A 22,491-nucleotide genomic window follows, 5' to 3' on the forward strand; every position below is an offset into this window, starting at 1 on the left:
GGGCGGGTGCCTGATCTTCGTCGTGTGCGTGAGCTGTTGCCGGGGAGCGGTTACACCGTCGCCGGGGTGCGGGAGCTCCTCGGCCCCGTCGCGGGCGGGGCGCTGGCCCGGGACGAGATCGTGCCGGCGCTGCGCGCGACGCGCGGCGGGTCGCCGGTCGAGGTGCTGACACGGCTGTTCTGGCTGCAGGTCCCCGTGGAGGCGGGAGCCGTCACGGACGGGCTGGTGGCGGCGGGCCTCGCGGAGAGGTCCGGCGGGGAGGTGCGGGCGCTGCTGCGCGTCGAGCCGCTGGAGGCGGTCGGCGGGGACGGGCACGCCGGATACGCCGTGTCCGATCTGACGGTGCGGCCGGGGTCCGGTGGCGTCCCGGCGGACGATCACGTGGTGGGTGCGGGCGGCGCGTCCGGCAACCTGGCGCGGCTGGTTGTCCACAGGCCTGTGGATAACGTGCTCGACGTCGGGACCGGATGCGGCGTCCAGGCGGTGCATCTGGCGGGCCGCTCTCCGGGCGCGCGCATCACCGCGACGGACGTCAATCCGCGCGCTCTCGAACTGGCCGCGATGAGCTTCGCGCTGTCCGGGGTGGAGGGCGCCGAGCTCGTGCGCGGGTCGCTGCTGGAGCCCGTCCGGGGGCGCCGGTTCGATCTGATCGTGTCCAATCCGCCGTTCGTCGTGGCGCCGTCCGGAGGTCGCCGGTTCACCTACCGGGAGTCGGGCATGCCGGGCGACGACTTCTGCCGGCGGCTCGTGGAGGACGCCGCGCGGTACCTGAACGACGGTGGATATTGCCAGCTCCTGGCCAATTGGCTGCACGTCGACGGGGTTCCGTGGGAGGAGCGCGTCGGGGCGTGGGCGGACGGCTGCGACGCGTGGATCGTCCAGCGGGACGTCCAGGATCCGGCGGAGTACGCCGAGTTGTGGCTCCGGGATTCGTGCGAGGCGGGCACTCCCGAATACCGCGCGCGGTACGAGGCGTGGCTCGATCATTTCGACCGGCAGGGCGTCACCGGGATCGGGTTCGGCTGGATCACGTTGCGGCGGAGCGACCGCCCGGCCGTCCGGATCGAGGAGCTGCGGCACGCGGTCGAGGAGCCCGTCGGCGCCTACGTCTCCGAGGTGCTGGACGGCCTCGCCGCGGGCTCGGAGTTTTCCACAGGCTGTGGACGGACGCCGGCGGCGGCGCCCGGTCTCGTCCAGGAACAGATCGGACCGCCCGGCGCCGAGGATCCGGAGCGGATCGTCCTCCGGCAGACCGGCCGGCTCCGCCGCGCCGCCGGCGTCGGCACGGTCGAGGCGGGCCTCGCCGGGGTCTGCGACGGCGACCTGCCCCTCGCCCCGCTCCTCGACGCCATCGCCCAGCTCACCGGGAGGGAACCGGACGAGGTCCGCGCGCACGCCGACGCCGTCCTGCCGGAACTCATCGCCGACGGCTTCTTCCTCTAGCGGCGGGCCTCGGTGAGGGTGCGGAATGCGCTGGCGCGGAGGCGGCGGGCCAGGTCGCGGTTGACGCGGTGCGCCCAGAGCGGGCCACCGTAGATCATGCCGGTGTAGCCCTGGACGAGGGTCGCGCCCGCGCGGACGCGCTCCCACACGTCGTCGGCCGTCTCGACGCCGCCGACCGAGACCAGCGTGAGCCGCCCGCCGGTGCGGGCGCGCAGCCGGCGCAGGACCTCCAGCGACCGGTCCCGCAGCGGCGCGCCGGACAGCCCGCCGGTCTCCTTGACCAGCGCGGGCGGGCTGAGCAGGGCGTCGCGGCCGACGGTGGTGTTGGTCGCGATGACGCCGTCGAGGCCGAGGTCGAGGGCGAGGTCGGCGACCGCGTCGATGTCGTCGTCCGCCAGGTCCGGCGCGATCTTGACCAGCAGGGGGACGCGGCGCGGCGACGACCGGTCGGCGGCCTCGCGGACCGCGGTCAGGAGCGGACGCAGATGCTCGACGGCCTGCAGGTTGCGCAGGCCGGGGGTGTTGGGGGAGCTGACGTTGACGACGAGGTAGTCGGCGTGCGGCGCCAGCCGCTCGGCGCTCGCCACGTAGTCGGCGGCGGCCGAGGCCTCGGGCACGGCCTTGGTCTTGCCGATGTTGACGCCGACGATCGTCCGGGCGGACCGCCCCGCGAGGCGGCGGGCGGCGGCCTCGGAGCCCTCGTTGTTGAACCCCATCCGGTTGACGACCGCCCGGTCGGGGGCGAGGCGGAACAGCCGTGGGCGCGGGTTGCCGGGCTGCGGGCGCCCGGTCACCGTCCCGATCTCGACGTGGCCGAACCCGAACGCGCCGAGCGCCTCGTAGGCGACGGCGTCCTTGTCGAACCCGGCGGCGAGGCCGAGCGGGCTCGGGAAGTCCAGGCCGAACGCGCGGACGGCCAGCGCCGGGTCGCGCGGGACGAGCAGCCGCCGCAGCAGCGGCGCGGCGCCCGGCACCGCCTGGATCGCGCGGAGCCCGCGGATCGTCAGGTGGTGGACGGTCTCCGCGGGGACACGGGCGATGACCAGTGTGAACAGAAGTCGATACATCGCCTGCCAGTATCTCAGCCGGCTCCCGCGAAAACCCGTTGAGGGCCGCGGAACCTATCACGGGCCGCGCCGGTCCTCCCTCCCGGGAGGCCGGCGCGGTTCGGTGTCCGGCGCGGTCAGTAGCCGCGGAAGACGCGGCGGAGTTGGAGCCGGACGTCGCGCCGCGCCTCGCGCATCGTCCGGCGGGCGGCGCGGACGGGGTCGCGTACCGCGACCCGCCATGTCCCGCGGATGCCGTGCCCGATCGGACGCACCACGGTCGCGCCCACCCAGCGCGCCGGGGCGACGACCAGGATCCGGACGGGGGCGACGACGAGCGTCCGCCACAGCCAGCGCAGGATGCGGCCCGCGAGCCGCCACGTCCCGACGAGCGCCGCCACGATGGGCGCGAGCACGAACCGCCACACGGCGCGGGCGGGCACGACGATCAGGATGTACCCGAGCCACGCGAGACCGCGGCCGAGCAGGGCCGCGCCCGCCGCCAGCAGTGCGAGGCCCGCCGCGAACACGCCCCAGCTCGCCGCGAGGACGATGAGGCAGCCCCGGCCGAGCCACGTCAGACCGCCCCACACGCCGCGTCCGAGCCAGTTCAGACCGGCCCACACGCCGCGGGCCAGCCGGACGAGGCCGCTCCAGATGCCCAGGAGCAGCCAGGCCAGGCCGAGGAGCGGCGGGCGCAGGACGTAGCGCCACAGCAGGACCGCGGGCATGACCAGCAGCACGCCGAGCAGCAGCCCGATCCCCTGGAAGAGCAGCGCGAACCCGCGGCCGATGAGGCGGAGGCACCAGGCGAGCCCGTGCCCGAGGGCCCGTAGCGGGCGCAGCAGGACGAGGTCCAGGAGACGTCCGAGGCCGCGCCCGATCAGGGCGATGAACCGTCCGACGGGCGCGAGCAGCACCCGGTGGAACCAGCGTGCGAGCCGTCCGGAGCCGCGCCCGAGCCGGCGCAGGAAGCCGAGGATCACCACGACGGCCAGCCAGCGCAGCGGCCGTACCACGAGGAAGTCGAACAGCGCGCCGAGCCCGCGCCCGATGGCGGCGAGGCCCCGCATCAGCCCGTTCCATCCCGCCCGGATGCCCCGGCCCAAGACGACGAGCAGGTCGTGGACGAGGCGGACCGGCACCACCACGATCAGCGCGACGATCCGGGCGGGGACGACGATCCACGCCGGGCCGGGACGCGGCTCGGGCCTTTCCTCGCTCGGGCCCTTGCGCAGGTCGACCCGTCCGCCGGGGGGAGTGTTTCCGGTGGTCACCGCTGCCTTCCTCATCGATCGCCGTACGTATCCGACTCGGCACGCGGCTGACCGGTTCCGCGGCGTTGAACCCGGTCCGCGGGCTTCACCGTACTGCTCCACGATCCAGGAGAGCGGTGCGGCGGCTCCCCGCGATCGACGTGCGGGACCCGGAACCGGAGCCGGGGCCCAGACGACCTGGAGGACCACGACATGAGATTCCCACGTTGGGCGATCCCCGCTGCGGCCGCCCTGACGGCGACGGGACTGGTGCTGTCCGCGTGCGGGCAGGAGAAGGCCGGGGGGAAGCAGAACGCCGCGGGATCGCAGGCGCAGGCCCGGCCCTCCGCCGAGCCGTCGCGGCCGCCGGCGCCGAAGCCGTCCAGCCTGGAGGTCGCCAGCGTCACCAGGCTCGGCAAGGTCGTCACCGACGGCGAGGGGATGACGCTCTACCGCTTCGACAACGACACCGCCCGCCCGCCCGCGTCCACCTGCGCGGAGGCGTGCGCCAAGGCGTGGCCGCCGGTGGAGGCCGGCACGGGGGAGACCGAGGTCACGGGCGTCGAGCAGTCGCTGGTCGGCAAGGTGAAGCGCCCGGACGGCACGTGGCAGGTCACGCTCGCCGGATGGCCGCTGTACCGGTACGCGAAGGACCAGAGCCCCGGCGACACCGAGGGGCAGGGCGTCGGCGGCACCTGGTACGCGGCGGCGCCGACGGGCAAGAAGGCCGCGCCGGTCAAGAAGGAGAACGACAACCGCTGGAAGGGCTGGACGGTCGTCAAGGCCAGGCAGGACCCGAAGCTCGGGATGATCCTGACCGACGGCAAGGGCCGGACGCTCTACCGGTTCGACAAGGACACCGACAAGCCGCCCACGACGACCTGCTTCGGCTCGTGCAAGAAGGCGTGGCCGCCGGTCGTGTTCAACGGGTTCAAGAAACTCAAGGTCGAAGGCGTCTCCAAGAAGCTCGTCGACTTCATCGAGCGCAAGGACGACGGCAAGTGCCAGCTCACCATCGACGGCTGGCCCATGTACTACTACGAGAAGGACGAGCAGCCGGGCGAGACGAAGGGCCAGGGCGTCGGCGGCGTCTGGTGGGCCACCCAGCCGTCCGGCAAACGCGCCACCGGCTCGGGATCCGGTTCGGGTTCCGGCGACGGGGGAAGCGGCGGAGGTTACGGGTCGGGCGGCGGCTACTAGGCCGCCACCGCGCCACCGCCCCACAGGCGAAGGCGCGGAGGGCTCGCGGGTCGGTCGGGGTCCGCGATCTCTCCGCGCCTTCTCGATACCTACCGATAATGAGAATGTAACGTCGAGGACAGGTCGCCCCCATATGCCGTTCTGCCAGGTTGCAGAAAGGCAGGGGACACGCGATCAGTAAGCCTTTAACTGGGCCTTTCCAGCGGCTTGCGGGAACGTGCTCCAGTCTGCTCCGTTGCGATATGCCGGATCGCTCCGCGCCACCTGGCATTCTGCTTTCGGCGGCCATTTCGGCGACTTCTGCCATGCTCTCCCGGGTGCCATTCTGAATGCAACCCCGGCCAGGCCGGGAAGCCCGTCCAGGGCCGTGCACGAGGCGGAGGGCATCATGGCGGTCGTCCCGACATCCGTCCCAGAACCGCAAGTCCCGGAGCGTCCGGCGGACATCCGGCTGACGTTCCGGCTGCTGCTCGCCGTCGACATCCAGGGCTACAGCCTCCGCACGCCGCGCATGCAGGTGGCGGCCCAGCTCGATCTGCTGGACGCCATGGAGCGGGCCGCGGCGGACGCCGGGCTGGACCGCGCCGCGTGGGCGCAGCAGGTGGCCGGGGACGGTGTGCTGGCGGTGCTGCCGGACGACGCCGACATCGTCACCGTCACCGGCGTCTTCGCCCCCGCTCTCGAACGCGCGCTCGCCGCCCTGGAGGAGCGCGGCGCCCCGGGGCGCCGGCTGCGGGTGCGGCTCGCGCTCCACCACGGCGCGCTGATCATCGGATGGCCGGCGGTGCTGGGGCCGGCCGGGCACGCGCCGGTCGTCGTGAGCCGCCTCCTCGACGCCCGGCCGGTGCGCCGGTACCTGGACGCCCACCCCGAGCGGAACGTGGCGCTCATCGTCTCGGAGCCGATCTTCCGCGACGTCGTGGACAGCGGGCTGTGCGCGCTCCCGCCGACCCTGTTCCGGCAGGTCAGGACGGTCATCAAGGGGGTCCAGTACGCGGGCTGGCTGTACGACCCGGGCCCCTCCCGGTGCGACCCCTGTGGCTTGTGTTCCGCATGAGGTCGGCTTTGCCCGCCGATTACTCTTTGGATCTCGACAGTCACCCGGTCCGGTGTTCGAATGGAGATCGATCCCGCCGGATCCGCGGTCCGGCGAAGTGCTCGCGGTGCGGCGGGAGGCTGCGGGAGGCCCCATGGTCGAGCGAGTCGGACGAGCGGAGTCGGACGGGCCGGAACGCGCCCGGCGGCGCACGAGGGCCACCGGGCGGCACGGCCCGGCGGGACGGTTGCGGGCGGCGCTGGCGCTGGCCCTGGTGGCCGGGGGGCTCTCGGCCTGCGGAGGCGGCGGCGGGGCGCCCAAGCTCACCTGGTACATCAACCCCGACAACGGCGGGCAGGCGGCCATCGCGAAGTCCTGCACGCAGGCGGCCGGCGGCAAGTACCGGATCGAGACGTCGCTGCTGCCGAGCGACGCCACCCAGCAGCGCGAGCAGCTGATCAGGCGGCTGGCGGCCAAGGACTCCGGGCTCGACCTGATGAGCCTGGACCCCGTCTTCGTGGCGGAGGCCGCCAACGCCGGGTTCCTGCGCCCGTTCACCCAGAGCGAGGCCGCGCCGCTGACCGAGGGCGTGTTCGACACGGCGGTGCAGAGCTCCACATGGGAGGGCAAGCTCTACGCGGCGCCGTTCTGGGCCAACACCCAGCTGCTCTGGTACCGCAAGTCGGTGGCGCAGAAGGCGGGCATCGACCCGAACGCGCCCGACTTCACCTGGGACAAGCTGATCGACGCGGCCATCCGCACCAACACCACGATCGGCGTTCAGGGCAACCGGTACGAGGGCTACATGGTGTGGATCAACGCCCTGATCGCGTCCGCCGGCGGCCGGATCATCAGCGACGCCGAGAAGGGCGACGAGGCCACCATCGACATCGACTCGCCCGCCGGGCGGCAGGCGGCGTCGATCATCCAGAAGCTGGCCCGCTCGTCGGCCGCGAGCCCGACGCTGTCCACCGACATCGAGGAGCAGTCCCGGTCGACGATCAACGGGCCGCGCGGCGGCTTCCTGCTCAACTGGGGCTATGTCTGGCGGGCCGAGAAGGGCGACGCCGAGGCGGGCGCCATCGACAAGAACATCGTCAACGACCTCGGCTGGGCGCGGTACCCGAGGGTGAGCCCGCAGCAGGAGAGCAAGCCGCCGTTCGGCGGGATCGAGATCGGCGTCGGCGCGTACGGCAAGCACCGCGACGACCTGGCCGTGGAGGCCGTCCGCTGCATCACCTCGCCGGCGAACATGAAGCGGTACATGCTCGACGAGGGCAACGTCGCCGCCCGGCCGGCGATCTTCGACGATCCCGACATCCTCAAGGAGTTCCCGATGGCCCCGCTGATGCGGGACTCCATCGCCGCGGCGGCCCCCCGTCCCGCCACGCCCTACTACGCGGACGTCTCCGGCGCCATCCAGAACCGGTGGCACCCGCCGGCGTCGGTGAACCCGGCCACCACGCCCGGCGCGTCGGCCGCGTTCATCCGCGAGGTCCTGCAAGGCAAGGCCCTGCTCTAACGGAGGTGTCCGGATGACGTCCGCAGATACGACGCTCAAGCGGCCGGCCGGCGCCCCCGCCCGGGCGGAGATCTCCGACCGGGGCCGGGCCGAGCGCAGGCTGGGGCTGCTGCTGTCGGCGCCCGCGGTGATCGTGATGCTGCTGGTCACCGCGTACCCGCTGATCAACGCGCTGTACCAGTCGCTGTTCAGCTACCGGATCACCGCGCCCGACGACCGGCGGTTCGTCGGCCTCGGCAACTACGCGACCGCGCTGTCGGACCCGCTGTTCTGGCAGACCGTGCTCACCACCCTGGTCATCACCGTGATCACGGTGGGCGTCGAGCTGGTCATCGGGTTCGCGCTGGCCATGGTGATGCACCGCGCGATCTTCGGGCGGCGGACGGTGCGGACCGCGATCCTGCTGCCCTACGGCATCGTCACGGTCATCTCCGCGTTCGCCTGGAAGTACGCCTTCGACGTGCAGTCGGGGTTCGTGAACTCCTGGTTCGGGCTCGGCGACTTCGCCTGGTTCTCCGACCGCTGGGCCGCGCTGTTCGTGATCATCCTGTCGGAGATCTGGAAGACGACCCCGTTCGTGTCGCTGCTGCTGCTCGCCGGGCTGGCGCAGGTGCCGCGCGACCTCGGCGAGGCGGCGACGGTCGACGGCGCCACCGCGTGGCAGCGGCTGAAGCGGGTCACGATCCCGAACATGAAGGCCGCGATCCTCGTCGCGGTGCTGTTCCGGACGCTGGACGCGTGGCGGATCTTCGACAACGTGTTCATCATGACGGCGGGGCAGGAGAAGACCCAGGTGCTGTCGTTCCTCACCTACCAGCAGATCATCACCCGGACGGAGCTCGGCCTCGGCAACGCGGTCGGCGTCCTGCTGTTCCTGTCGGTGGTGCTGATCGCGGCACTGTTCATCAAGGGGTTCCGGGTGGACCTGTCCCAAGTGCGAGGTGACCGCTGATGGAGTCGGCACGTTCGAAGTCGCTGTGGATCGTCGCCTCGCTGCTGATCCTGGTCTGGACGGCGTTCCCGATCCTGTGGATCGTGATGCTGTCGTTCAAGACGCCCAGCGAGATCGGCAACGTCCAGGGGTTCTTCCCGCAGGACTGGACGTGGCAGAACTACGAGACGGTGTTCCAGACCGACCTGTTCACCTCCGCGCTGATCAACTCGATCGGCATCTCGCTGATCGCCACGTTCATCGGGGTGGTGTTCGCGACGCTCGTCGCCTACGCGATCGCCCGGCTGGAGTTCCCCGGCAAGAAGATCATCCTGTCCTTCGCGCTGGCCATCGCCATGTTCCCGGTCGTGTCGCTGGTCGGGCCGCTGTTCGACCTGTGGCGCAACATCGGCCTGTACGACACCTGGCCGGGCCTGATCATCCCGTACATCTCGTTCGCGCTGCCGCTCGCGATCTGGACGCTGTCGGCGTTCTTCCGCGAGATCCCGTGGGAGATGGAGCAGGCCGCGCAGGTGGACGGGGCCACGAGCTGGCAGGCGTTCCGCAAGGTGATCGTCCCGCTGGCGGCGCCCGGCGTGTTCACCGCGGCGATCCTGACCTTCTTCTTCTGCTGGAACGACTTCGTCTTCGGCATCTCGCTGACGTCCACCGACAACGCCAGACCGGTGCCGGCGGCGCTGGCGTTCTTCACCGGGGAGTCGTACTTCGAGCAGCCCACCACCGCGATCTGTGCCGCGGCCGTCGTGGTCACGGTCCCGGTCGTGATCATCGTCCTGCTGTTCCAGCGTCGCATCGTGGCCGGGCTGACGTCCGGCGCCGTCAAGGGCTGAGGGGAAGACCATGGCCGCCATCACCATGAAGAACATCGTCAAGCAGTACGGCGACGGCTTCCCGGCCGTGAACGACGTGTCCCTGGACGTGCGGGACGGCGAGTTCATGATCCTGGTCGGCCCGTCCGGCTGCGGGAAGTCCACCCTGCTGCGGATGATCGTCGGGCTGGAGGACATCACGTCCGGCGAGATGGTCATCGGCGACAGGGTCGTCAACAAGGTGGCGCCGCGCGAGCGGAACCTGTCGATGGTGTTCCAGAACTACGCGCTGTACCCGCACCTGACCGTGTTCGAGAACATCGCGTTCCCGCTCCGGCTCGCCAAGACCTCCGACGACGAGGTGCAGCGCCGCGTGAAGGAGACCGCCGACCTGCTGGAGCTGACCGAGCACCTGGACCGCAAGCCGGCGAACCTGTCCGGCGGGCAGCGGCAGCGGGTCGCGATGGGGCGCGCGATCGTCCGGCAGGCGGACGCGTTCCTGTTCGACGAGCCGCTGTCGAACCTGGACGCGAAGCTGCGCGGGCAGATGCGCACCGAGATCTCGCGCCTCCAGCGGCGGCTCGGCACCACGACCGTGTACGTCACGCACGACCAGACGGAGGCGATGACGCTCGGCGACCGGGTCGCGGTGCTGCGCAGGGGCGTCCTGCAGCAGGTCGGGAGCCCGCGCGAGCTGTACGAGGAGCCCGTCAACCTCTTCGTCGCCGGGTTCATCGGCTCGCCGTCGATGAACTTCCTGCCCGCGTCCGTGGACGGCGCGTTTCTCGAAACGCCGCTCGGCCGCTTCGAATTGCGGGACGAGCGGAAGGTCACGGCCATCGGCGACCGGTCGGTCGTGCTCGTCGGCATCCGCCCGGAGCATTTCGAGGACGCGTCGCTGGTCGCCGACGAGAAGAAGGCGCGGGGCAGCGTCGTCCGGGCCCGGGTGGACGTGACCGAGTGGCTCGGCAACGAGCTGTACGCCTACGTCCCGTACGAGGCGCCCGACGACCTCGCCGCGCAGCTGCGCGACCTGTCCCGGGAGCTCGACAGCGACCAGCTGCGCACGCAGGCCGTCGTGTCGCTGGACGCGGCCAGCCTGATCGCGCCGGGACGCGAGGCGGAGCTGTGGATCGACACCGCGCGCGCCCACATCTTCGACCCGGCCACGGGCGAGAACCTCACCCGGGACGAGGAGCGCGTCGCGCAGCTCGGCCGCATCGCCGAGGACTCGCGCGTCGCGGGCCGGGAGGCGCAGCGCGAGCCGGCGGCCGGCGCGGCCGGGGACGGGGCGTCGGTCGCGGAACCGTGACCGATGCACTTCGTCTTCACCCCGCCCGGGGAGTCGGCGGCCGGCCTGCTCGACCTGCCGTGGACGGTGCCGCTCGCGGAATGGGACGACGCGCGGCTGGTGGAGATCAGGCAGCGCGGCCTGTCCCGCCACACGGTCAGGTTCGTGGCGGAGGGCGGGGCGGTCTACGCGCTGAAGGAGCTGGACGCGCGGCTGGCGCGCCGCGAGTACCGGCTGCTGCGCGAGCTGCGCTCCCTCGGCCTGCCCGCGGTCGAGGTGATCGGCGTGGTCGTCGACCGTCCCGACCAGGACGCCATCCTCGTCACGCGCTTCCTCGACCACTCGTCGTCCTACCGCGCGCTGTTCGCCAACGCGCGCTACGCCCATCCGACGGACCGGTTGCTGGACGCGCTGGTGGAGCTCCTCGTCCGGCTCCACCTGGCGGGCTTCATGTGGGGCGACTGCTCGCTGTCGAACGTCCTGTTCCGCCTGGACGCGGGCGCGTTCGCCGCCTACCTGGTGGACGCGGAGACCGCCGAGCTGCACCCGTCCCTCTCCGAGGGACAGCGCGACTACGACGTGTCGCTGGCGCGCGAGCGGATCGCCGGGGAGCTGTTCGACCTGGCGGCGGCGGGCACCCTTCCCGACGACGTCGACCCGATCGACGTCGCGGACGACACCGTCCGCCGGTACCAGGGGCTCTGGGACGAGCTGACCCGCGAGGAGATCCTGCATCCCGCCGACCAGCGCTACCGCATCGCGGAGCGTCTCCGCCGCATCAACTCCCTCGGCTTCGATGTGGACGAGGTGGAGCTGGTCGATGTGCGTAGCACCGAAGGTGCTCCGGGGGGTGTGGGGGGTCGTCCCCCCTCCGAAGGCCCGCCGGAGGGGGCGCGGCTGCGCGTGCGCACGCGCGTCGCCGAGCCGGGCCACCACCGGCGCATCCTCATGGCCCGCACCGGGCTGGACGCGCAGGAGAACCAGGCGCGGCGGCTGCTCAACGACATCGCCGCCTTCCGCGGCCATCTCGAACGCCTGCACGGCGGCCCGGTGCCGGAGGTCGTGGCGTCGAACCAGTGGCTGGCCGAGGTGTACGAACCCGTGATCAAAGCGATCCCGCCGGATCTGCGCGATCGCCTGGACGACGTCGAGCTGTTCCACGAGGTCCTCGAACACCGCTGGTACCTGTCGGAGAGGTCGGGCCGGGACGTCGGCACGTCGACGGCGGCCCAGGACTACTTCGCGTCCGTGCTGCCGGCCGTCCCCCCGGACCTGACCGAGAGCGGCCGTCCTCCTGACACGACCAGTTGATCTTTTCTGGCACGATCGGGGACATGTACGAGCGCTTCGCCCGCGAATACGCGGCCCATGCCGAGGACAGCGCCCACAACGCCCTCTACGACCGTCCCGCGATGCTCGGCCTCGCCGGGGACGTCGCCGGCCGCGGCGTCTTCGACGCCGCCTGCGGACCCGGCCTCTACGCGCGGGAGCTCCTGGACCGCGGCGCCCGCGTCACCGGCTGCGACGTGAGCCCGACCTTCGTCGAGCTGGCCCGCGCCCGCACCGGGGGCCGCGCCGACCTGCGCGTGCACGACCTCTCCCGGCCGCTGACCTGGGTGGGGGACGGTGCGGCCGACCTCGTCGTCCTGGCGTTGGCGATCCACTACATCGACGACCGGGTGGCCCTGCTGAGGGAGTTCCGGCGGATCCTGAAGCCCTCGGGGGCGCTGGTGCTGTCCACCGAGCACCCGACGATGGGATGGGTGCGCCTCGGCGGTTCCTACTTCACCGAGGAGCCGGTGGAGGAGTCGCTGAGCGACGAGCGCGACTGGCCCATCCGGGCCTGGCGCCGGCCGCTGACGTCGATCTGCGCCGAGTTCCGCGAGGCCGGCTTCCTCATCGAGGAGCTCCTGGAGCCCCGCCCGGCCCCCGAGATGGCGGACCGCTACCCGGAGGACCACGCCACGCTGGAGGCCCTCCCGGCGTTCCTGGCCTTCCGCCTCGTCCCGGCTCCCCGGTGACGGGCCCCTGGCGACCGGTCGACGGGGTCAGCCGACGGGGTCGTCCTGGATGTTCCTCGGGCGGCAGGCGCGGTGGTCGCTGCCGCGGGCCAGGCCGTCCCGGCGGACCAGGTGGTCGGTTCCGTAGCCGCGCCGCTGCTGGTAGGCCCAGTAGGCGGTGCGCGCGCCGCTCGTCCACCTCTCGAAGATCAGGACCTCCCGGACGTCGGCGCCGCCGCTCGACTTGATGACCAGGTCGCCGGGGCGCAGCGACGGCATGGGGATCTGCCGGCAGTAGGACGCCTCCAGGAGCGCGGAGTTGGGGCCGGGCTTCGGGAGCCCTAGCGCCATCGACGCGTAGCCCGAGCCGTCCGTCCGGTACCCCTGGTGGCCGGCCGCCTGGTCGTAGGGCACCCGCCGCGGGCCGTGCGGATGCCAGCTCCGGCTGCGGGCGATGACGTCCTGGCGGCTGATCGCGCCGACGGGCTCGCCGGTCGCGCCGGGCGGGCGGCCGCCCGAGTCCCCGGAGACGGGCGGCGTCCGCAGGGAGGCGCCGAGGGCGACCCCGGCCGTCCCGGCGACGAACGTGCAGGCGACGACGGCGACCAGGAACAGCAGGCGGCGGTGCCGGCCCGTCCGGTGGGGCAGCGGCTCTGACGGCGCGCTCACCGTGGCCGCCGTGTCCATCGTGTCCGCCGTGCCGGTCGTCCCGGCGGGGGTGGGCGGCGCCGCGCGCCTCGCCTCGTCCGCCACCTCCCACAGGGCCGCCAGGCGGTGCGCGTCCGCGCCGCACAGGTCCGCGAGGGCCGCGACCGCGTCGGCCGGGATCCATGTCTCGGCGCTGAGCCACCGCCCCCACGACGAGCGGCTCGCGTGCGTCCGGCGCTCCAGGGCGCGCAGGTCGAGCCCGGACTCCTCCTTCAGCCCGCGCAGCTCGGTGAGCAGGACGCGCACCGCCTCCGGCAGGTCTCCGGGCAGCGGGGTCGGTGGTCGGGTTCGGCTCATGAACGATTCTCCCGCAGGTCACAGCGCCTTTTCCGGGCGGCGGCCCGGGTGCGCTCCGGAACTCGGGGCAGGGCTGGCCCATTATGCCCAGTTCCGAGAGTGCCAGTACGGAATCCCGTGATGATCACCGATCGTCCGGCCGCGGGCACCCAACGTGAGTCCCGAGAGGCAATTCAGCGTGTCCCACTGTCCCGCCGGACGCCCGTCCGGGACAGCGTTGTCGCAGGTCGAAGCCGTAATGAATGTCTCAGCGTCCCAACCTTTCCGGAGAGGTTGACGAATGGCGGACGGCGCTCCCTAGGGTTTGCCGAGTCGATCGACGAACCCCCGCCAAGCGCCCCCACCGGGCGCAATCCCACTGCCATTCACGGAGGATTATCAATGGCTTCCCCCCGAGCCGTTCTCATCGGCGCCAGCTCGCTGGCGCTCGCCGGCGGCACCGTCTTCGGACTGGTCGGCGCGTCCGGCCAGGCCGGACCGTCCGCACCGGTCCAGGGCGTCCAGCTGCAGGCCGCGGACGCGAAGGTCGCGGCGGCCGCCGCGCCGAAGGTCACCCGTGACCAGGTCATCGCCAACGCCAAGACCTGGAACCCGCACACCGGCAGCCGGGTCCCCTACAGCCAGTCCAAGACCCACGGCGGCTACCGCACCGACTGCTCCGGCTACGCGTCCATGACGCTGCGGCTGCCCAAGCCCGGCCCGAACACGGTGGGCCTGGCGTCGTCCACCTACAGCACGCGCATCTCGATGTCCCAGCTGAAGAAGGGCGACCTGATCATCGACGCGATCGGGAGCAACACCACCCGGCACGTCGTGATCTTCGAGAAGTGGACCAGCGGCAAGCACACCGCCTACTGGGCGTACGAGCAGCGGGGCGGCTACGGCACCGACCACCGGACCCGCACGTACGGCCTGTCGAGCGGCAGCGAGTACAAGGCGTACCGCCCGAAGAACATCGCCTGATCTGGTCTGGTGCTCCCCGCGCAACGCCCGGCCGGTTCCCTCCGGCCGGGCGTTCCGTCGTGCGCGGGGGTCAGGCGGGCGTCTCGGTGATCTCCCAGCGGCCCACCTCGCGGTAGTCCGAGTCGTAGATCGCGGACGCGTCGCCGGGCTTCAGCGCGTAGTGCCGGACGTTGCCGCCCCAGTACCGCAGGATGCGCCCCAGCTCGCCCGCGGCGTCCTCGGTGATGGCGCCTTCTCTCATGTCGACTTCGAGGATGAACTTCATACATTAAATCGTCTCATTGACGTGCCCTGTGAAGGTTTGGCCGACAATGGCGCAGGTCGGCAGAGGAAACTCGACGCAGACCCTCAAACCACAGGCAGTCGGAAGTCAGCGGAGCGGCTTCACCAGGAGTTCGAACTCCAGGTCGTCCCGCTTGGGGATGCCGAAGCGCTCGTCGCCGTAATGGAACGGGCTCGTCTTCCCGGTCCGGACGTATCCGCGCCGGACGTACCAGGTGATCAGCTCCTCCCGGACGCTGATCACCGTCATGTGCATCTCGTCCGCGCCCCACTCCTCGCGGGCCAGCCGCTCCGCCTCGGCCAGCATCGTCGAGCCGAGCCCGCCGCGCTGGGCGGCGGGGGCCACCGCGAACATCCCGAAGTAGGCGTGCCCGTCGCGGTTCTCCAGTTGGCAGCAGGCGACCGGGCCGTCGACGGTCTCGGCGACCAGCACCCGGCTTCCGGCGCCGCTCACCGCGTCCGCGACCATGCCCGCGTCGGTGCGCTGGCCGTCGAGGATGTCGGCCTCGGACGTCCAACCGGTGCGGCCGGAGTCGCCGCGGTAGGACGACTCGACGAGCGTGACGAGCGCCGGGACGTCGGCCGGCGTCGCCGAGCGGAAGGTGAAGTTCGGAGTACTCACAGGCGGGACTCTAGCCCCGGGCCGGCGATGCCCCGGCCCCGCTCGCGGGTTGCACGGGTAATCCTGGATGCCTAGTATCCAGAATATGCGGATGAGCGAGGGGGTCGAATGGGCGATCCACAGCTGCCTCAACCTCACCTGGCTGGAGCCGGGCGAGGCCGTGACGGCGGCCAGGATGGCGGCGTTCTACGCGCTGCCGGCGGCCTACCTGAACAAGCAGCTGCAGGCGCTGGCCCGCGCCGGCATCCTCACCTCGACCCCCGGGCCGCGCGGCGGGTTCCGGCTCGCGCGAAGCCCCGGGGACGTCACGCTGCTGGACGTCGTGACGGCGATCGAGGGGCCGGACGAGGCGTTCCGCTGCGAGGAGATCCTGCGGCAGGGCCCCGGCGAGCACGAGGGGATCGACTACCGCAGGCGGTGCTTCGTCTCCCAGGCCATGCGGCGGGCCGAGCTGGCCTGGCGTAAGGAGCTGGCCGGGCAGACCCTCGCCGACATCCGGGACACGGTCGAGCGGCACCGTCCGGCCACGCCCGGCGAGACCCGCGCCTGGCTCGCGAACCTGCGCACCTGATCACGGCCGGCCCGGCAGGGCGTCCGGCCATCGGCTAATTCTGGACATTTAACATCCAGATTGCAGAAAGGAAACCACCATGCAGGCACGAATGAACGTCGTGAAGCCCGCCGCGGCGGGGTACAAGGCCATGCTCGCGCTGGAGTCGTACATCAACGGCAGCCCCGTCCCGCAGAGCACGCTGGAGCTGGTCAGGCTGCGCATCAGCCAGATCAACGGCTGCGCGTTCTGCGTGAACATGCACGCCACCGACGCCAAGAAGGCCGGCGAGACCGACGAGCGGCTCTGGTCGGTCGCGGCCTGGCGCGAGGCGCCCTTCTTCACCGACGAGGAGCGGGCCGCGCTGGCCCTGGCCGAGGCCGCCACCCGGATCGGCGAGAACCCGGACGGCGTCTCCGACGACGTCTGGAACGACGCCGCCGACCACTACGACGAGGAGTCGCTCGCCGCCCTCGTCATGGTGATCGCCGCGATCAACGCCTGGAACCGGATCAACGTCACCCTCCGCAACCCCGCCGCGTCCTGATGAGGAGAACGACCATGACGCACGCCATCACCAACCCCCTCGGCCTGCACGACCCGGTCCGCTTCGGCTACAGCCACGTCGCGTCCGCCTCGGGCGAGCTGGTCTTCATCGCGGGGCAGTACGCATCCGGCATCGAGGGCGAGGTCGTGGCGGAGGACTTCGCCGGGCAGGTCCGGCGCTCGCTGGCCAACCTGGAGACCGCGCTCGCGTCGGTCGGGCTGGGCTTCGGGCACGTCGTCCAGCTGCGCACCCACATCGTCCAGCACGACGCCGGGAAGCTCGCGGTCCTCGCCGAGCGGATCCGCGAGATCTGGAAGGACGAGCCCCCGACGCAGACCCTCACCGGCGTCGCCGCGCTCGCGCTGCCCGGCATGCTGTTCGAGGTGGACGCGGTCGCGGTCCGTCCCTGAGCTACGGGACGTCGCCCGCCTGGTCGACGCGGCAGCCGCCGCCGATCGGGCGGGTGATCGTCCAATAGCGGCGGAAGCGGCATCTCGCCATCTTCCAGCGGCCGTCCTCGACGACGTACTCGTCGTGGTATTCGCCCGTGCTCACCGACTCGGTCATGTCGAGCAGGTTCACCTGGCGGAACTTGAGCGTCCAGCGGCCGGAGGCCCTGTCCGGGCCGTGCACGGTGATGTCCGGATGCGTCGCGTGATGCATGTCGAGAACGGCGTCGCGGCCGTCCACCCGCCGGAGCGCGATCGACTCGAAGACCTTGACCATGCCCTCCGCGTCGTCGAAGGAGCCGAGCCGGCCGTAGTCGATCGAGGCGCCCGAGGCGATGAAGCAGTCCCGGAACGTCGCCGGGTCCTTGGCGTCGCAGGCGCGCAGGTAGCGGTGCTTGAGGGCCTTGATCTCCTCGATGGCCTCCAGCCGGGCGACGCGCTCGGCGAGGTCGGACGGGTGCGCCATGGTGGTCGACCCTCGGCCATCGGGGACGGCCCGTCCAGGGGCGTCCCGGTGAACGGGAGGGGAGAGGATCACGCCGGGGCGGGCGTCGAGGATCGTCGGTATGAGCCCTGGCGAGCAGGAGGTCCGGCACCGGATGCTCGACGTCGGCGACGTCGCGCTGCATGTGGCCGAGCAGGGGAGCGGGCTCCCGGTGGTCATGTGCCACGGGTTTCCAGGGCTCTGGTACAGCTGGCGGCATCAGCTTCCGGTGCTGGCGGCGGCCGGGTACCGGGCGATCGCGGTCGACATGCGCGGGTACGGACGGAGCGATCGTCCCGCCTCGCCGAAGGCGTACGACCGGCGGCACACCGTCGCCGACCTGGTCGGGCTCCTGGACGGGCTCGGGATCGAGGAGGCCGTCTTCGCCGGGCACGACTTCGGGGCCGCTCTCGTCTGGGACCTGCCCCAGTGGGCCCCTGGACGGGTCAAGGCGCTGATGCAGCTGAGCGTGCCGCGCATGCCCGTCTCGACGCGTCCGCCCACCGAGATCTATGCGCGCATGGCCGAGCAGCATTTCGTCCACGTGCACTACTTCCAGGAGGAGGGGCCCGCGGACCAGGAGTTGGGAGCGGCGCCGGAGCGCTTCCTGGCGAACGTGTTCTGGGCGCTCAGCGGCGGTTACCGGTACCTCGACATCTGGCGGCACCCCAGCGAAGGCAACGGCTACCTCGATGTGCTGCCCGAAGCCCCGCCCCTGCCCTGGCCGTGGTTGTCACAGGACGAGTTCGCCTACTACGTCGACGAGTTCCGCCGGACGGGCTTCACCGGAGGCCTCAACTGGTATCGGGCCTACGACCACGTCTGGGAAGAGAAGCAGCGCCGTCCGGACGAGCCCGTCACCGTTCCGACGCTGTTCCTCGTGGGCGAGCGTGACCCCGTCCTCCAGATGATGGGTTCCAACGCAATGGAGCGGATGGAGACCGCGGTGCCGGGGCTTCGCGACGTCCACATCGTCGAAGGAGCGGGCCACTTCGTCCAGATGGAGGCGGCCGGCGAGGTCAACGCCGCGATGCTCGCCTTCCTCGCCGGCCTCTGACCGCTCGGCCATGCCGCCCGGTTGACTTTCGGTGATCAGCGGGCGGGGAGGATCCTGCCGGTGACCTCGCCGAAGCCGATGCGGGCGCCACCGGGGCCGGGGGCGGTGGCGGTGATGGAGACCTCGTCGCCGTCCTCCAGGAAGGATCGGGGCTCGCCGTTGACCGTGACCGGCTCCTTGCCGCCCCAGGTGAGCTCGATGAAGGCGCCGCGCTGGTCCTTGGCCGGCCCCGAGACGGTGCCGGACGCGAAGAGGTCGCCGGTGCGGGACGAGGCGCCGTTCACCGTCATGTGCGCGAGCATCTGGGCCGGCGACCAGTACATCTCCCGGTAGGGCGGGCGGGAGACGACCTGGCCGTTCCACGAGACTTCGAGGGTGAGGTCCAGGCCCCACGGGTTCTTCTCGTGGAGGTAGGGGAGCGGCTCCGGGTCCTGGGGCGGGGTCGCGACGCGGGCCTCCTCCAGGGCGAGGAGGGGGACGACCCAGTGCGAGACGGACGTCGCGAAGCTCTTCCCCAGGAACGGCCCGAGCGGGACGTACTCCCAGGCCTGGATGTCCCGGGCCGACCAGTCGTTGACCAGGACGACGCCGAACACGCGCTCGGAGAAGCCGTCCGTGCCCACCGCACTGCCCAGCGACGAGCCGGTGCCGACGACGAAGCCGACCTCCGTCTCGATGTCGAGGCGGCGGCTCTCGCCGAAGGCCGGGCCACCCTCCGCCTTGCGCTGCCCGGAAGGCCGGACGATGTCCGTCCCGGACGGGACGACCGTGCCCGCGCGGCCGTGGTAGCCGACGGGCAGGTGCTTCCAGTTCGGCATCAGCGGCTCGGACCCCGGACGGAACAGCCGCCCGAGGTTGGACGCGTGGTGCTCGGACGCGTAGAAGTCCACGTAGTCGGCGACCTCGAACGGCATGTGCAGGGTGACGGAGTCGAGGGGATGCACGGCCTCGCCCGGGACGTCGCCCGAGACCAGGTCGAGGATCCGTCCGCGGACCTCGACCCAGCGCGCATGGCCCTGCGCCATGAGGGGATTGAGTGACGCCGCGGCGAACACGTCGTCACCGAGGCCGGCGGCCAGATCCACGACGGAGTAGGCCACGCGCACGCCCACGCGGGGCGCGGTCCCGGGGGTCGAGAAGACGCCGTAGGGGAGGTTGGCGAGCCCGAAGAGGGAGTTCCCGGGGATGTCGATACGGGTCAACGGCAGGTCTCCTGGAGGGCGGCGGACGCGAGCAGGCCGAGGTCGGCGAGTTCGCTGAGAGGGTCGGTGATGCTGCACGTCCCGAAGGACAGGAACGCGGCGCGCACGGCGGCCGTGCGCGCCGCGCCGAGCCCGGCCACGCGGGACGCGACGGACGGCGCGTCGCGGTCGGCCAGGACGGCGGCGAGTTCCGCCACCGGGCGTCCGGCGAGCGCGGCGTCGGTCGCGAGCAGCAGGTTCAGGAAGCCGTGCTGGTGGAAGCCGGTCTCCGGATCGGTGTTGCGGACCGGATGGTGCAGTCCCGCGGTCGCCTTGAACGGGACGCCGGCGTCCACGACCGCCGCGATCCCGGCGGCCAGCTCGTCCGGGCTCGGGTAGAGATGGGCCTTCACCCCGCCCGTGCGGAACTTGGCGCGGTGGCCGCGCGCGGCGGCCGCGGCGATGAACGCCGGACGGCGCTCGTCGCGGGGGATCTCGACGTACACCGGCGGCTCGACACGGCCGAGGACGCGGAAGAACTCGTCGGGCCCCATGCCGGGCGGAACGGCGACCTCCAGCCCGCGCACGGTGACCGGCAGGTCGGCGGCGGCGCCCATCGCCTTCGCCGCCTGGCACGGCCCGCTCGGCGCGGTGACCGACACGTCGAGCGGCTCGCCGCCGAGCAGCGGGTACAGCTCGTCCAGCGCGGCGGCCGGGACGACGAGCGGGCCGACCAGTTCCGCGTGGGGCGCGGACAGGTGGTCGCGGTGGGCCGGGACGGCCTCGGCGAGCGGCGCGAGGCCCGGCGGGAAGACGGCGGCGTCGTCGCAGAGCCGGACGGCGAACGCGGGGATCATGACCGCCTCGCCCAGGTCCAGGCGTAGGCCTCGTCCTCACAGGCCAGGCCGCCCTCGCCGAGTTCGAGCGGGTGGAAGGTGTCCACCATGACGGCCAGCTCGTCGAAGAACTCGACGCCGATGCTGCGCTCGTACGCGCCGGGCTGCGGGCCGTGCGCGAGCCCGCCGGGGTGGACCGACACCGACCCCTGGCCGATGCCGGAGCCCTTGCGCGCCTCGTAGTCGCCGCCGCAGTAGAACATGATCTCGTCGGAGTCCACGTTGGAGTGGTAGTACGGCACCGGGATCGACAGCGGGTGGTAGTCGACCTTCCGCGGCACGAAGTTGCACACGACGAAGTTGTGGCCCTCGAACACCTGGTGGACGGGCGGCGGCTGGTGGACGCGGCCGGTGATCGGCTCGAAGTCGTGGACGCTGAACGTGAACGGGTACAGGCAGCCGTCCCAGCCGACGACGTCGAACGGGTGCCTGGCGTAGGTCATGCGGGTGCCGGTGATGCCGCGCGAGCCGCGGTGCTTCACCAGGACCTCGACGTCCGTCCCGTCCAGGGTGAACGGCTCGTCCGGGCCGTGCAGGTCGCGTTCGCAGTAGGGGGCGTTCTCCAGGAACTGGCCGTAGCGCGACAGGTACCGCTTCGGCGGCGCGACGTGGCCGGTCGCCTCGATCGCGTAGGCGCGGAGCGGCTGGTCGCCGGTCGGCAGCCACCGGTGCGTGGTGGACGTCGGGATGACGACGTAGTCGCCCTGCCGCACGGCCAGCGTCCCGAAGATCGTCTCGACGGTGGCGGTGCCGGACTCGACGTAGACGATCTCGTCGCCGGTGGCGTTGCGGTACAGCGGCGAGTCGGCGGCGGACACGACGTAGGAGAGCCGGACGTCGTTGTTGGCGAGCAGGACCCGGCGGCCGGTGACGGCGTCGGTCTCAGCCCACGTCTCCTTCGGGAACAGCTCGTGCAGCCGGAGGTGGCGCGGCTTGAGCGGATGGTTGGGCGTGGTGGTGAGGCCCGGGACGTCCCAGGTCTGCGAGTCGACGATCGCCGACGGGATCTCCCGGTGGTACAGCAGGGACGAGTCGGAGGAGAAGCCCTCCTCGCCCATCAGTTCCTCGAAGAGAAGCCGCTCCGCGCCGTCCCCGTGGTCCATGTGGCGGTGCTGGGTGTGGCGCTTCGGCGGCACGTGGCCGACCCGGCGGTAGTGGGTCACGGTCCATCGCCTCCGATGATTAATGCATTAACTACTTTTCCCCGACACTACGACTGTTCTCCCATCCAGGGAAGGGCCCAATCCGGCCAGGAGGAATCGGGGGCGAACCGGGGGTCAGCTCCGTTCGCGCACGTCGAACCGGTGCCGGCCCTCGATCAGCTTGTCCAGCAGCATGATCAGCATCCGCTGCTCGGTCTCGGTCAGCGCGCCCGCCCACTGCCGCTCGCGCTCGTGCTGCCCGGCGAAGATCTCCAGCATCGCCGCGCGGCCCCGCTCGGTCAGCGACAGGATCACCGACCGGCCGTCCCGCTCCCCGGGCGTGCGGGTCATCATCCCGTCCGCGACCAGCGTCTTCGCCAGGTTGGACACCGCGGCGCGGCTCATCCCGGCCAGCGTGGCGGCCCGCCCCGGCTCCAGCGGCCCGGCGAGCCAGGTCACGAACAGCAGCCGGAAGCCCGCCCACGAGTGCCCGCGCGGCCGGTGCACGGTGGACTCCAGGTCGTAGGTGACGATCGCCGACGCGCGGTTCAGGGTCAGCAGCAGCCGCGTCGCCAGCCGGTGCGGGAACCCGAACTCCTCCGCCAGCCGCTCCCCGGCGAGATCGACGAACGACCAGAAGTCCAGTTCGTCATCCTTCACGCGGCGCTCCCCACGATGGTTCATAGATTGACTATTTAACCCCGCCGGGCCGCGGGTGTCAGGCGTTGCCCACCGGGGCGTGCCTCGAGCGGGACGCC

24 protein-coding genes are annotated in these 22,491 nt (G+C 71.8%); 14 read left to right on the top strand and 10 right to left on the bottom strand.

Annotated features, from left to right (window positions below; all coding sequences use genetic code 11):
* The first annotated feature begins 24 nt into the window (after positions 1–24).
* Positions 25–1,443: a DUF7059 domain-containing protein gene (locus BM339_RS38405; protein WP_256255697.1), complete on the top strand. Its 1,419-nt coding sequence runs from the start codon at positions 25–27 to the stop codon at positions 1,441–1,443.
* Here the strand turns inward: BM339_RS38405 and BM339_RS38410 are convergent.
* Positions 1,440–2,510: a quinone-dependent dihydroorotate dehydrogenase gene (locus BM339_RS38410; RefSeq protein ID WP_075024070.1), complete on the bottom strand. Its 1,071-nt coding sequence runs from the start codon at positions 2,508–2,510 to the stop codon at positions 1,440–1,442. The two genes, BM339_RS38405 and BM339_RS38410, sit on opposite strands and share 4 nt — an antisense overlap.
* A 116-nt stretch (positions 2,511–2,626) precedes the next feature.
* Positions 2,627–3,766: a hypothetical protein gene (locus tag BM339_RS38415; protein ID WP_075024071.1), complete on the bottom strand. Its 1,140-nt coding sequence runs from the start codon at positions 3,764–3,766 to the stop codon at positions 2,627–2,629.
* Between the two features lie 192 nt (positions 3,767–3,958).
* Between BM339_RS38415 and BM339_RS38420 the strand changes: the two genes are divergently transcribed.
* The 8 genes from BM339_RS38420 (at position 3,959) to BM339_RS38455 (ending at position 12,576) form a co-directional block, all read left to right on the top strand.
* Positions 3,959–4,945: a hypothetical protein gene (locus BM339_RS38420; RefSeq protein WP_075024072.1), complete on the top strand. Its 987-nt coding sequence runs from the start codon at positions 3,959–3,961 to the stop codon at positions 4,943–4,945.
* 388 nt (positions 4,946–5,333) lie between these two features.
* Positions 5,334–6,002 carry a nucleotidyl cyclase domain-containing protein gene (locus BM339_RS38425; RefSeq protein WP_075024139.1) on the top strand — a complete coding sequence of 223 codons (669 nt, stop codon included), beginning with the start codon at positions 5,334–5,336 and terminating at the stop codon, positions 6,000–6,002.
* 133 nt (positions 6,003–6,135) lie between these two features.
* On the top strand, positions 6,136–7,503 hold the full coding sequence (locus BM339_RS38430; protein ID WP_083598399.1) for an extracellular solute-binding protein: 1,368 nt from the start codon (positions 6,136–6,138) through the stop codon (positions 7,501–7,503).
* A gap of 13 nt (positions 7,504–7,516) precedes the next feature.
* Positions 7,517–8,455 (top strand): carbohydrate ABC transporter permease, encoded by a 939-nt coding sequence (locus BM339_RS38435; RefSeq protein ID WP_021594915.1) that lies wholly within the window; start codon positions 7,517–7,519, stop codon positions 8,453–8,455.
* Positions 8,455–9,285: a carbohydrate ABC transporter permease gene (locus BM339_RS38440; RefSeq protein ID WP_021594914.1), complete on the top strand. Its 831-nt coding sequence runs from the start codon at positions 8,455–8,457 to the stop codon at positions 9,283–9,285. Before BM339_RS38435 ends, BM339_RS38440 begins: the two co-directional genes overlap by 1 nt.
* Before the next feature lie 10 nt (positions 9,286–9,295).
* Positions 9,296–10,576, top strand: coding sequence for an ABC transporter ATP-binding protein (locus tag BM339_RS38445; RefSeq protein ID WP_075024073.1), 1,281 nt, complete (start codon positions 9,296–9,298; stop codon positions 10,574–10,576).
* Between the two features lie 3 nt (positions 10,577–10,579).
* On the top strand, positions 10,580–11,866 hold the full coding sequence (locus BM339_RS38450) for a DUF4032 domain-containing protein (protein ID WP_024934226.1): 1,287 nt from the start codon (positions 10,580–10,582) through the stop codon (positions 11,864–11,866).
* Positions 11,867–11,889: 23 nt separating this feature from the next.
* A complete protein-coding gene (locus tag BM339_RS38455; protein ID WP_075024074.1) occupies positions 11,890–12,576 on the top strand; it encodes a class I SAM-dependent methyltransferase in 687 nt (228 codons plus the stop codon).
* 27 nt (positions 12,577–12,603) lie between these two features.
* On the opposite strand, the gene BM339_RS48175 is transcribed toward BM339_RS38455, so the two are convergent.
* Positions 12,604–13,560: a helix-turn-helix domain-containing protein gene (locus tag BM339_RS48175; protein WP_143118767.1), complete on the bottom strand. Its 957-nt coding sequence runs from the start codon at positions 13,558–13,560 to the stop codon at positions 12,604–12,606.
* A gap of 381 nt (positions 13,561–13,941) precedes the next feature.
* Here BM339_RS48175 and BM339_RS38470 point away from each other — a divergent pair, with 381 nt between their 5' ends.
* Complete coding sequence (locus tag BM339_RS38470; RefSeq protein ID WP_021594908.1) at positions 13,942–14,523, top strand: NlpC/P60 family protein; 582 nt, start codon at positions 13,942–13,944, stop codon at positions 14,521–14,523.
* 70 nt (positions 14,524–14,593) lie between these two features.
* On the opposite strand, the gene BM339_RS38475 is transcribed toward BM339_RS38470, so the two are convergent.
* Entirely contained in the window at positions 14,594–14,788 is a 195-nt protein-coding gene (locus BM339_RS38475; protein ID WP_021594907.1) for a hypothetical protein, read from the bottom strand.
* A gap of 105 nt (positions 14,789–14,893) precedes the next feature.
* Positions 14,894–15,427 carry a GNAT family N-acetyltransferase gene (locus BM339_RS38480; protein ID WP_021594906.1) on the bottom strand — a complete coding sequence of 178 codons (534 nt, stop codon included), beginning with the start codon at positions 15,425–15,427 and terminating at the stop codon, positions 14,894–14,896.
* Between the two features lie 91 nt (positions 15,428–15,518).
* On the opposite strand from BM339_RS38480, the gene BM339_RS38485 reads away from it, so the two are divergent.
* The 3 genes from BM339_RS38485 (at position 15,519) to BM339_RS38495 (ending at position 16,934) form a co-directional block, all read left to right on the top strand.
* Positions 15,519–15,998 (top strand): RrF2 family transcriptional regulator, encoded by a 480-nt coding sequence (locus BM339_RS38485; protein WP_021594905.1) that lies wholly within the window; start codon positions 15,519–15,521, stop codon positions 15,996–15,998.
* Between the two features lie 79 nt (positions 15,999–16,077).
* Positions 16,078–16,524 (top strand): carboxymuconolactone decarboxylase family protein, encoded by a 447-nt coding sequence (locus tag BM339_RS38490; protein WP_075024075.1) that lies wholly within the window; start codon positions 16,078–16,080, stop codon positions 16,522–16,524.
* 14 nt (positions 16,525–16,538) lie between these two features.
* On the top strand, positions 16,539–16,934 hold the full coding sequence (locus tag BM339_RS38495; RefSeq protein WP_021594903.1) for a RidA family protein: 396 nt from the start codon (positions 16,539–16,541) through the stop codon (positions 16,932–16,934).
* A 1-nt stretch (position 16,935) separates the two neighbouring features.
* Here BM339_RS38495 and BM339_RS38500 read toward each other — a convergent pair whose 3' ends face one another.
* Complete coding sequence (locus tag BM339_RS38500) at positions 16,936–17,439, bottom strand: nuclear transport factor 2 family protein (RefSeq protein ID WP_075024076.1); 504 nt, start codon at positions 17,437–17,439, stop codon at positions 16,936–16,938.
* 100 nt (positions 17,440–17,539) lie between these two features.
* Between BM339_RS38500 and BM339_RS38505 the strand changes: the two genes are divergently transcribed.
* Positions 17,540–18,514 carry an alpha/beta fold hydrolase gene (locus BM339_RS38505; protein WP_075024077.1) on the top strand — a complete coding sequence of 325 codons (975 nt, stop codon included), beginning with the start codon at positions 17,540–17,542 and terminating at the stop codon, positions 18,512–18,514.
* Positions 18,515–18,549: 35 nt separating this feature from the next.
* Here the strand turns inward: BM339_RS38505 and fahA are convergent, their stop codons facing one another.
* From fahA to BM339_RS38525, 4 genes are all read right to left on the bottom strand, one after another.
* A complete protein-coding gene (gene fahA, locus BM339_RS38510; RefSeq protein ID WP_218163877.1) occupies positions 18,550–19,722 on the bottom strand; it encodes a fumarylacetoacetase in 1,173 nt (390 codons plus the stop codon).
* On the bottom strand, positions 19,713–20,552 hold the full coding sequence (locus tag BM339_RS38515; RefSeq protein WP_021594899.1) for a hypothetical protein: 840 nt from the start codon (positions 20,550–20,552) through the stop codon (positions 19,713–19,715). Before BM339_RS38515 ends, fahA begins: the two co-directional genes overlap by 10 nt.
* Complete coding sequence (locus BM339_RS38520) at positions 20,549–21,754, bottom strand: homogentisate 1,2-dioxygenase (RefSeq protein WP_021594898.1); 1,206 nt, start codon at positions 21,752–21,754, stop codon at positions 20,549–20,551. The genes BM339_RS38515 and BM339_RS38520 overlap by 4 nt, the downstream gene beginning before the upstream one ends.
* Before the next feature lie 114 nt (positions 21,755–21,868).
* A complete protein-coding gene (locus BM339_RS38525) occupies positions 21,869–22,393 on the bottom strand; it encodes a MarR family winged helix-turn-helix transcriptional regulator (protein ID WP_250358749.1) in 525 nt (174 codons plus the stop codon).
* Positions 22,394–22,491: the final 98 nt, after the last annotated feature.

Source organism: Actinomadura madurae, from assembly GCF_900115095.1.
Taxonomy (GTDB): Bacteria; Actinomycetota; Actinomycetes; order Streptosporangiales; family Streptosporangiaceae; genus Spirillospora; species Spirillospora madurae.

Excerpts from the sequence above, each read along its gene's own strand:
- BM339_RS38455 (WP_075024074.1), top strand. The coding sequence starts at position 11,890 with ATGTACGAGCGCTTCGCCCGCGAATACGCGGCCCATGCCGAGGACAGC.
- BM339_RS38450 (WP_024934226.1), top strand. The coding sequence starts at position 10,580 with ATGCACTTCGTCTTCACCCCGCCCGGGGAGTCGGCGGCCGGCCTGCTC.
- BM339_RS38475 (WP_021594907.1), bottom strand. The coding sequence starts at position 14,788 with ATGAAGTTCATCCTCGAAGTCGACATGAGAGAAGGCGCCATCACCGAG.
- BM339_RS48175 (WP_143118767.1), bottom strand. The coding sequence starts at position 13,560 with ATGAGCCGAACCCGACCACCGACCCCGCTGCCCGGAGACCTGCCGGAG.
- BM339_RS38505 (WP_075024077.1), top strand. The coding sequence starts at position 17,540 with ATGAGCCCTGGCGAGCAGGAGGTCCGGCACCGGATGCTCGACGTCGGC.
- BM339_RS38485 (WP_021594905.1), top strand. The coding sequence starts at position 15,519 with ATGAGCGAGGGGGTCGAATGGGCGATCCACAGCTGCCTCAACCTCACC.
- BM339_RS38410 (WP_075024070.1), bottom strand. The coding sequence starts at position 2,510 with ATGTATCGACTTCTGTTCACACTGGTCATCGCCCGTGTCCCCGCGGAG.
- BM339_RS38495 (WP_021594903.1), top strand. The coding sequence starts at position 16,539 with ATGACGCACGCCATCACCAACCCCCTCGGCCTGCACGACCCGGTCCGC.
- BM339_RS38445 (WP_075024073.1), top strand. The coding sequence starts at position 9,296 with ATGGCCGCCATCACCATGAAGAACATCGTCAAGCAGTACGGCGACGGC.
- BM339_RS38490 (WP_075024075.1), top strand. The coding sequence starts at position 16,078 with ATGCAGGCACGAATGAACGTCGTGAAGCCCGCCGCGGCGGGGTACAAG.
- BM339_RS38440 (WP_021594914.1), top strand. The coding sequence starts at position 8,455 with ATGGAGTCGGCACGTTCGAAGTCGCTGTGGATCGTCGCCTCGCTGCTG.
- BM339_RS38420 (WP_075024072.1), top strand. The coding sequence starts at position 3,959 with ATGAGATTCCCACGTTGGGCGATCCCCGCTGCGGCCGCCCTGACGGCG.
- BM339_RS38425 (WP_075024139.1), top strand. The coding sequence starts at position 5,334 with ATGGCGGTCGTCCCGACATCCGTCCCAGAACCGCAAGTCCCGGAGCGT.
- BM339_RS38435 (WP_021594915.1), top strand. The coding sequence starts at position 7,517 with ATGACGTCCGCAGATACGACGCTCAAGCGGCCGGCCGGCGCCCCCGCC.
- BM339_RS38430 (WP_083598399.1), top strand. The coding sequence starts at position 6,136 with ATGGTCGAGCGAGTCGGACGAGCGGAGTCGGACGGGCCGGAACGCGCC.
- BM339_RS38470 (WP_021594908.1), top strand. The coding sequence starts at position 13,942 with ATGGCTTCCCCCCGAGCCGTTCTCATCGGCGCCAGCTCGCTGGCGCTC.
- BM339_RS38500 (WP_075024076.1), bottom strand. The coding sequence starts at position 17,439 with ATGGCGCACCCGTCCGACCTCGCCGAGCGCGTCGCCCGGCTGGAGGCC.
- BM339_RS38515 (WP_021594899.1), bottom strand. The coding sequence starts at position 20,552 with ATGATCCCCGCGTTCGCCGTCCGGCTCTGCGACGACGCCGCCGTCTTC.